The sequence below is a fragment of the Robertmurraya korlensis NBRC 107688 genome (genome assembly GCF_001591645.1).
Lineage (GTDB): Bacteria > Bacillota > Bacilli > Bacillales > Cytobacillaceae > Robertmurraya_A.
In genome coordinates, this window is record NZ_BCVH01000043.1 from 1 (window position 1) to 8,290 (window position 8,290).

Consider the following 8,290-nt stretch of genomic DNA (forward strand, 5'->3'; position numbering starts at 1 on the left):
CCATCTAATTGAAATGAACCATTGCGCATAAAATGGAGATTGAAAACCGCTGTGACTCACAGTGGTTTTTTTGCGTCTAAAAAAGCGTGTATAAAAAAATCGCTGAAAACTCAGCGATTATCTTTTTAACAATTGTGTTTGTTTTATATGATTAGAAATACGTTCAATCACTGGTTCAATCGAAGTTTCGTCATCCTTAATGTCATATTCATTAATATTAATTCGTAATACTGGACATGCCGAGAATGAGTTAATCCAATCCTCATAGCGCTGGTGCATTTCATTCCAATAATCAATCGGTGTCTGCTGCTCCATTGGGCGTCCGCGCTCTTTAATTCTACCTACAATGTCATCAATAGACCCTTCGAGATAAATTAGTAGATCTGGATGGGGGAAATACGGCGTCATTACCATGGCTTCGAAAAGGCTTGTGTATGTCTCATAATCTACTTTAGACATGGTGCCTTTTTCAAAGTGCATCTTTGCAAAAATACCTGTATCCTCATAAATTGAACGGTCCTGAATAAACCCTCCACCATATTCAAAGATTCGTTTTTGTTCCTTGAAGCGCTCAGCAAGGAAGTATACTTGCAAGTGAAAGCTCCATCTAGTAAAGTCAGCATAAAATTTATCTAAATAGGGATTCGTATCTACCTTTTCAAAGGAGGTACGAAAATCAAGTGCATTAGCAAGAGCGTTCGTCATCGTAGACTTCCCAACTCCCACTGTACCTGCAATGGTAATAACCGAGTTAGCGGGTATACCGTATTTAGTTCGAAGGTTCATGATTACATACTCCTTTTTCTAACGATGTTGTTAACTGGTTAATAATTAAATCTAGGTCACTTTTATTTTTTATAAAGTCTAGCTCGTCTCCGCTAAATCGTAAAACAGGTATTTCAGGATGTAATTTTTCAAACTCATTAATCGCATGATCATAATCAATGGATAACTGCTCAAGATAAAGAGGACTAATATTCTTCTCGATTTCCCGACCGCGCATTTTAATTCGAGTTAATAGAGTGTCTAAGCTAGCGTGCAAATAAATGATGACGTTTGGCTTGGGCATATCTCTAGTTAATATTTGATAAATATTAAAATACTTATCATATTCTTCGGTACTTAATGTACGCTGAGCAAAAATGAGATTCTTAAATATATGATAATCGGCTACTACCGGATCGTTTTTCGTGAGATATAATTTTTGTATGTCTCCGAGTTGTTTGTATCGGTTACATAAGAAAAACATTTCGGTTTGAAAGCTCCATTCTTCAATATTTTCATAAAACTTACCTAGAAATGGATTTTCATCAACGATCTCCCGAAGTAGTGCGAACTGGAAGTGTTCAGAAATTACTTTTGCTAATGATGTTTTGCCCACACCAATTGGCCCCTCTACCGTGATAAAAGGTGTTTCCCCCATGGCTTGTCCTCCTTACTGCACCACTACCAAAGGTGGTATTTCGGTCTATTTAAAATAATTATTTTTTCGAGACAAAGTACATTTTATCACATATAGGATGAATAAGAATATGGAATTATTTCTTGTTTCCTATATATGAAATATTAAAAATATTAATAAAAAAAGCAGCTATGTGAGCTGCTTTTTTACACTTACCTTTTGACAACGTCAAAGTTTTCTACAATTAGTAACCAGTTTTGTGGAAATGCAAGACCGAGCTTCCAATAACTCATTCCACGGATGTTTAACTCTTTTATTAGATTAAATTTTGCTTGAATCGAACGGGCATCCTCAAACCATACTTCGTGCTGCTTGCCTTCGGTGTCTGTATATCTAAAAAACGGTGCTTGAGCGGTTGCGTCATACTGGATGGAGACATTATTTGTTGCGGCAAGTTGAATAGCTTGCTGAGGACTTACTGCTTTGGCAATGGTTCCTTGAACGAAAGGAAGCGTCCAATCATAGCCATATAAATTCTGTCCCATCATGATTTTTGAAGCAGGCATTTCTGTTAAGGCATATTCAAGAACCCTTCTAACGGGTCCAATAGGGGAAACGGCCATTGCTGGGCCCCCGCTATACCCCCACTCATACGTCATAATGACAACGAAGTCGACAATTTCTCCATGTGCACGATAGTCATGAGCCTCATACCATGCCCCTTTTTGTTCTCGACTTGTTTTGGGAGCTAGTGCAGTGGATAAAAGCCAACCCTCGGCTTGAAAACGTGTTTTTGCTTTTCGTAAAAATCGATTATATGCCTCTCGGTCAGCTGGACGTAAGTATTCAAAATCAAAATGGATATCTCTAAAATTATATTTTTTTGCTGTTGCAACGATGTTGTTTAAAAAACGATCTTGTATAGGAATGTCATTTAACAGGATTCTTCCTAACTCATCACTAAATTGGTCATTTTCTTGGTTCGTTATAACCATCATCAATACATTATTATTCGCCCTGGCGATGGCAGGAAAGTTATTTAGCAATGGTTCTTTAAGGGAGCCATCTCTTAGAGCTTGAAAGCTGAAGGGAGCTAAGTAGGTTAAATAAGGTGCTGCTTCCCGTGCACTTTCCTCTAGTACTGGTGCCACTGTAGTGCCTCTTGGCTCCACATAGGCATTGAATTCTGCATTTCTTCTAGGTCTTCGAGGGATATATAATCTAAAACCAATACTTAATGGTTGATTGAGCGGAAGGCGGTTTACTTGAGCGAGCTCTTGATAAGAAATTCCAAACTTCTGTGCTATGGACCATAGGCTATCACCGGATTGGACCCAATAGAAACTTCCAACGATTGGAATAACTAACGTTTGCCCAATAACCAAGTCATTGGGGTTAGGTATTTCATTTGCTTCAATTAAATCGTTAACTGTTGTAGCATAAGCTTGAGCAATCCCATAAAGCGTTTGATTTGGCTGCACGACATGAATTTGCATGTTTTTTCCCTCCTAGATGAATCGAGCAAACCATAAAAATCATGGTGTTCACTCCGAATAGTGGTATTGAACGCTATCACCATCTTATGAGGGAAAGAGAATATTCATGTTACTTAATTCTTAGAGGGGGTCAATCTTGCCTTTTAGTACGTTTTTAATCATTTTTAACGAATATTCATTGTCCTGGTCATCGACAGAAGCAATTGCATTATGGGGCACATGAATGGAGTATTCTCTCATATAAGCATCATTTGCTGTAAAAAGGACACATATGTTTCCGGCGATCCCTGTGATAACAAGGGAACGTATATTCAACTGATAGAGTAGAGTATTAAGAGCAGTACCGAAAAAAGCGGAATGCTTCGGTTTAATGAGAAATAGATCGTTTGAATTTGGTTGAATGGTCTTAATGATTTCTTGACTTAAGGAGTTCTGGCAATGGGATATAATACGTTGTACATCTGCTTGCCAAAGATTGTAATGGTCATTTATATAAATAATAGGAAGCCCTTCATTTGTGAATTGCTCCTTTAGTCTTTGAATATTCTTGGCGATGGGTAATGTTTTTTTGGCTAGTACTTCACCATTGCTAAAATCAAAGTTATTAATCATATCGATAATTAGAAGAGCTTTTTGACTTTTGTTTTCATATGTCCCCATATCTATTCTCACTTCCTTTTTTCTTCATTAGCGTGTGAAGGTTGTATTTTTCTATACATTTGGGGATGATGGATAAAACGGATGAAAGGATTAATAGAAATGATTGACGAAACATATATGCTTGAAGCTCTAAAAGAAGCCAAAAAAGCAGAACAGTTACAAGAAGTGCCAATAGGAGCTGTTATTGTTATAGATGGACAAATTATTGCAAGAGCTCATAATTTACGAGAAACAAGACAAAGTGCTGTGGCTCATGCAGAATTACTAGCCATAGAAAAGGCTTGTGAAGAATTAGGAACATGGAGGCTTGAAGGAGCAACTTTGTATGTCACATTAGAGCCATGTCCGATGTGTGCAGGAGCTATCATCATGTCTCGAGTAGAAAGGGTGGTGTATGGAGCAAGTGATCCAAAAGGTGGGTGTGCCGGAACATTTATGAACTTATTAGCTGATGATCGATTTAATCATCAAAGTGAAGTGCGTTCTGGTATACTAGAAACGGAATGTGGGGAGCTATTAAGTAATTTCTTTCGTAGTATTCGGCTAAAGAAAAAAGAAGAAAAAAGGGTAAGAAATGCCGAAAAGGACAACTTACAGTAATTTACAGTTGTAAACCATTGATTTTTAGAAGGAAAGACAGTATACTAAATTATGCGTCGTCAGTGACGCACCTTAAATTAGGTTTCAATTTTGCCGTGCTAGGTGGGGAGGTAGCGGTGCCCTGTACTCGCAATCCGCTCTAGCGAGACTGAATCCCTTCCCGAGGCTGGTTGCCTGTAGGGTCTGCCTTAAGCAAGTGGTGTTGACGCCCGGGTCCTGCGCAATGGGAATCCATGAACCATGTCAGGTCCGGAAGGAAGCAGCATTAAGTGGACGCTCCCATGTGCCGCGGGGTTGCCTGGGCCGAGCTAACTACTTAAGTAACGCTTATGGGCGCCAGTCGACGGAAGGTGCACGGCAGTTAAAATGATAAATAGCAAACTCATCTCTTTTAGTAGAGATGAGTTTTTTGCATATATAGGTGAAGATTTCTTAAACAGCCTTTGTAAAAAGGATTTTCTTTACGTTATAATAAAAAAGACCATATATAGGAGGGGGCTTGTCTGTGGCTTACCAAGCTCTATATCGTGTTTGGCGTCCTCAAACATTTATTGATGTTGTTGGACAGGAACATGTAACTAAGACTTTGCAAAACGCCCTGCTTCAGCAGAAAATCTCACATGCTTACCTTTTTTCCGGACCAAGAGGAACAGGGAAAACAAGTGCTGCAAAGATTTTTGCAAAAGCGGTTAACTGTGAAAATTCGCCGGCAAACGAACCATGTAATGTTTGTCCTGCTTGCTTAGGTATTACGGATGGATCGATCCCAGATGTTATTGAAATAGATGCAGCTTCAAACAATGGGGTTGAGGAAATAAGAGATATACGAGACAAAGTGAAATTTGCTCCAAGCTCAGTGAAGTACAAGGTCTATATAGTTGATGAAGTCCATATGCTTTCTATCGGAGCCTTTAATGCACTACTTAAGACATTGGAAGAACCGCCAAGACATGTCATCTTTATTTTAGCTACAACGGAACCGCATAAAATCCCACTTACCATCATTTCTAGATGTCAGAGGTTTGATTTTAAGAGGATATCCGCTCATTCGATCGTTAACAGAATGAAGACAATTGTAGATGAAACAGGTGTTCGGTATGAGGAAAAGGCACTCCAAGTTGTTGCGAGAGCTGCAGAAGGTGGAATGCGTGATGCACTTAGTTTACTTGATCAGGCCATTTCCTTTAGCCGCGATGAAGTAACGGTAGAAGATGCGCTAACAGTTACAGGATCTGTATCACAGGGGTTATTAAACCAATTGGCTACAGCAATAAAAGAAAGAGATGCAGCAAAGGCTTTGGAAGCGTTAGAGGAATTATTGTTTTTAGGAAAGGATCCCTCAAGATTTATTGAGGATTTTATTCTTTACTATCGTGATATGCTTCTTTTCAAAGCAGCACCAAATTTAGAGGAATCCTTTGAACGAGTATTACTAGATGAAGAATTTAAGCAGTTAGCAGAAACGGTTAGTCAAGAAGATATCTACCAAAGCATTGAGACACTAAATAAATCTCAACAGGAAATGCGCTGGACCAACCATCCTCGTATATTCTTAGAAGTAGCAGTGGTGAAGCTTTGCCAAATGCAGGTTAGGGAAAATAGAAAACAAACTAGCTCTACCGAGATTGATTCATTATTGAGTAAAATATCTAATCTAGAGGAACAATTATCCGATCTTAGAAAGAATGGGATTGCGGTAATCAGTGACCAAGCCTCAAATACTGCAAGTCAAGCAAAGCCCGCACGTACTTCCCGAAGAGGGTTTCAGGCACCAACAGGTAAAATCAATGAGATTCTGAAGAGTGCCACAAAACCGGATTTAACGCTTGTCAAAAGCAAATGGGGAGAATTGTTAGGGAAACTTGTATATAATCAAATGAGATCACAAGCGGCATTGCTAAACGAAGCAGAACCAGTAGCAGCCTCAACGACTGCATTGGTGATTAGTTTTAAATATGAGATTCATTGTCAAATGGCTATGGATAACGACCGATTCTTAGTGGCATTATCTGATTTAACCCAAGAATTGGTAGGGCGCCGTTTATCTGTCGTCGGAGTCCCTGAGGAACAGTGGCATACCATTCGTGCTGGATTTATTAAAACAAATCGTGATGGTGAATCTGAACATGGGGATCCGGGGAAAGAGAATGAAGAAGATCCAGTTGTTTCTGAAGCGATTAAACTTTTTGGAAGCGATCTAGTGGAAATTAAAGAATAAATTACATGGAGGATGAAAAAGATGCGTGGAATGGGAAATATGCAAAATATGATGAAACAAATGCAAAAGATGCAAAAAAAAATGGCTCAAGCTCAAGAGGAGCTAGGTGAAAAAAGAATTGAAGGAACGGCTGGTGGCGGAATGGTAACGGTAATTGTTTCCGGACACAAAGAAGTTCTTGAAGTAAATATTAAAGAAGAAGTAGTAGATCCAGAAGATATCGATATGCTTCAAGATTTAGTACTTGCTGCGACAAATGATGCCCTAAAGAAGGCAGAAGAACTAACGAATAACACAATGGGACAATTCACCAAAGGAATGAACCTTCCTGGAATGTTCTAATTAGGAGGGGAAAAAGTGCATTATCCTGAACCAATCTCGAAGCTTATAGATAGCTTCATGAAACTGCCAGGAATCGGCCCCAAAACGGCTGCTAGACTGGCGTTTTTTGTGCTTAGTATGAAGGAAGACACAGTCCTTGATTTTGCAAAGGCGCTCGTAAATGCAAAGAGAAACTTAAGTTATTGTTCTGTATGTGGACATATAACAGATCAGGATCCTTGTTATATTTGTGAAGATCAAAGACGAGACCGAAGAATCATTTGTGTTGTTCAAGATCCTAAAGATGTTATTGCGATGGAAAAAATGAAGGAATATAGCGGTCTTTATCATGTACTTCATGGAGCTATTTCGCCAATGGATGGCATTGGACCTGAAGATATTAATATTCCTGATTTATTAAAGAGACTTCAAGATGAGGAAGTTCAGGAGATTATACTTGCTACAAACCCAAATATTGAGGGTGAAGCAACAGCTATGTATATTTCACGCTTACTTAAGCCAACCGGTATCAAAATAACTCGAATCGCACATGGTCTACCAGTGGGTGGGGATTTAGAATATGCGGACGAAGTTACGTTATCGAAAGCACTTGAAGGAAGAAGAGAAGTATAAAAGTGGGGAATGAATATGTTCTTTCGACGTAAAGGCTGGTTAAGAAAAGAATATAATGAACAACTTATTTCTCAAATGGAGCAGTTAAAGATCAGCTGGAATAATCAGAAGACGTTGTTAGATAAAAGTTTCGATCCTTCAGAAGATATCATTTGTCAGACGAAAATTTCTGAAGCTAAGTACTTTTTTCTCTTAAAAGAAGCCAAGTATAGAAATACAAAAATTGATCGGTAAATAAACAAGCTATGTTCTTTTTCTTTTAACTTGTACATATATTGAACTACAAGTGATAAGAGGGGGATCAAAGTGTGGAGCCGGTAATTGTTATTTCTATTCTTGGTGGACTAATTGTTTTATTACTATTGATGGGCACACCATTGAAACCAATTCGGACAGTAGGACAAGGCTTAATCAAAATTTTGATAGGAGCATTATTTCTATTTTTCCTTAACGCATTCGGAAGTCAATTTAATATACATGTTCCTATTAATTTAATGACTTCTGCTATTTCGGGTTTTCTAGGCTTACCTGGGTTGGCAGCTTTAGTCGCTGTTCAACTATGGATATTATAAGCGAAAGAAATAAATTACTTATGGTGATTTATTTCAGATTGTCGACAAAAGGCAGCGAGAAGCTGCCTTTTGTCATTTTTTTGTTTGGATGGTGGAGAAAAGGCTGATTTCCGCTCCGGGCGCTTGCTTTCGGGGGGGGCATCTGGCCCGCCCGCGGAAAGCGTCCAACCGGAGTGGAAATCTAACCACACTGATTATCTATCTTTATTTTAAAATAAAAAAACTGTAGGAATAAAAAAAATCTATTTTTACTGTTGACCAAATATCAAAACGGTGATAATATAGTTTAAGTCGCCACGAGGTGATGAAAAAATAACTCAAAAAAGTTATTGACATTACGAAGTGTAGATGATATATTAGTTAAGTCGCCTATGAGCGATAGTGATTG

The 8,290-nt window shown here is 38.5% G+C and carries 10 protein-coding genes and 1 other RNA gene; 7 read left to right on the forward strand and 4 right to left on the reverse strand.

All coding sequences use genetic code 11. The features are described 5' to 3' along the window. Positions 1-117 precede the first annotated feature (117 nt). From BKO01S_RS23290 to BKO01S_RS23305, 4 genes are all read right to left on the reverse strand, one after another. Positions 118-786 (reverse strand): deoxynucleoside kinase, encoded by a 669-nt coding sequence (locus BKO01S_RS23290; protein WP_066060119.1) that lies wholly within the window; start codon positions 784-786, stop codon positions 118-120. Beyond that, entirely contained in the window at positions 770-1,423 is a 654-nt protein-coding gene (locus BKO01S_RS23295) for a deoxynucleoside kinase (RefSeq protein WP_066060120.1), read from the reverse strand. The genes BKO01S_RS23290 and BKO01S_RS23295 overlap by 17 nt, the downstream gene beginning before the upstream one ends. Before the next feature lie 191 nt (positions 1,424-1,614). Further along, entirely contained in the window at positions 1,615-2,898 is a 1,284-nt protein-coding gene (locus BKO01S_RS23300; RefSeq protein WP_066060122.1) for a LysM peptidoglycan-binding domain-containing protein, read from the reverse strand. 120 nt (positions 2,899-3,018) lie between these two features. Then, a complete protein-coding gene (locus tag BKO01S_RS23305; RefSeq protein ID WP_066060125.1) occupies positions 3,019-3,558 on the reverse strand; it encodes a cysteine hydrolase family protein in 540 nt (179 codons plus the stop codon). A gap of 81 nt (positions 3,559-3,639) precedes the next feature. Between BKO01S_RS23305 and tadA the strand changes: the two genes are divergently transcribed. From tadA to BKO01S_RS23340, 7 genes are all read left to right on the forward strand, one after another. Next, a complete protein-coding gene (gene tadA / locus BKO01S_RS23310; RefSeq protein WP_066060126.1) occupies positions 3,640-4,158 on the forward strand; it encodes a tRNA adenosine(34) deaminase TadA in 519 nt (172 codons plus the stop codon). Positions 4,159-4,251: 93 nt separating this feature from the next. Beyond that, positions 4,252-4,516, forward strand: an RNA gene (ffs, locus tag BKO01S_RS23315) — signal recognition particle sRNA large type. A gap of 147 nt (positions 4,517-4,663) precedes the next feature. Then, positions 4,664-6,376, forward strand: a complete 1,713-nt coding sequence (gene dnaX, locus BKO01S_RS23320) for a DNA polymerase III subunit gamma/tau (protein ID WP_066060128.1) — start codon at positions 4,664-4,666, stop codon at positions 6,374-6,376. A gap of 21 nt (positions 6,377-6,397) precedes the next feature. After that, positions 6,398-6,718 carry a YbaB/EbfC family nucleoid-associated protein gene (locus tag BKO01S_RS23325; protein WP_066060132.1) on the forward strand — a complete coding sequence of 107 codons (321 nt, stop codon included), beginning with the start codon at positions 6,398-6,400 and terminating at the stop codon, positions 6,716-6,718. A 15-nt stretch (positions 6,719-6,733) separates the two neighbouring features. Next, the gene (recR, locus tag BKO01S_RS23330) at positions 6,734-7,330 is read left to right on the forward strand and encodes a recombination mediator RecR (RefSeq protein WP_066060135.1); all 597 of its coding nucleotides are present in this window, start codon (positions 6,734-6,736) and stop codon (positions 7,328-7,330) included. A 15-nt stretch (positions 7,331-7,345) separates the two neighbouring features. Next, positions 7,346-7,564 (forward strand): YaaL family protein, encoded by a 219-nt coding sequence (locus BKO01S_RS23335; protein WP_066060136.1) that lies wholly within the window; start codon positions 7,346-7,348, stop codon positions 7,562-7,564. Between the two features lie 74 nt (positions 7,565-7,638). Continuing rightward, positions 7,639-7,902 carry a pro-sigmaK processing inhibitor BofA family protein gene (locus BKO01S_RS23340; RefSeq protein ID WP_066060137.1) on the forward strand — a complete coding sequence of 88 codons (264 nt, stop codon included), beginning with the start codon at positions 7,639-7,641 and terminating at the stop codon, positions 7,900-7,902. The last annotated feature ends 388 nt before the right edge of the window (positions 7,903-8,290 follow it).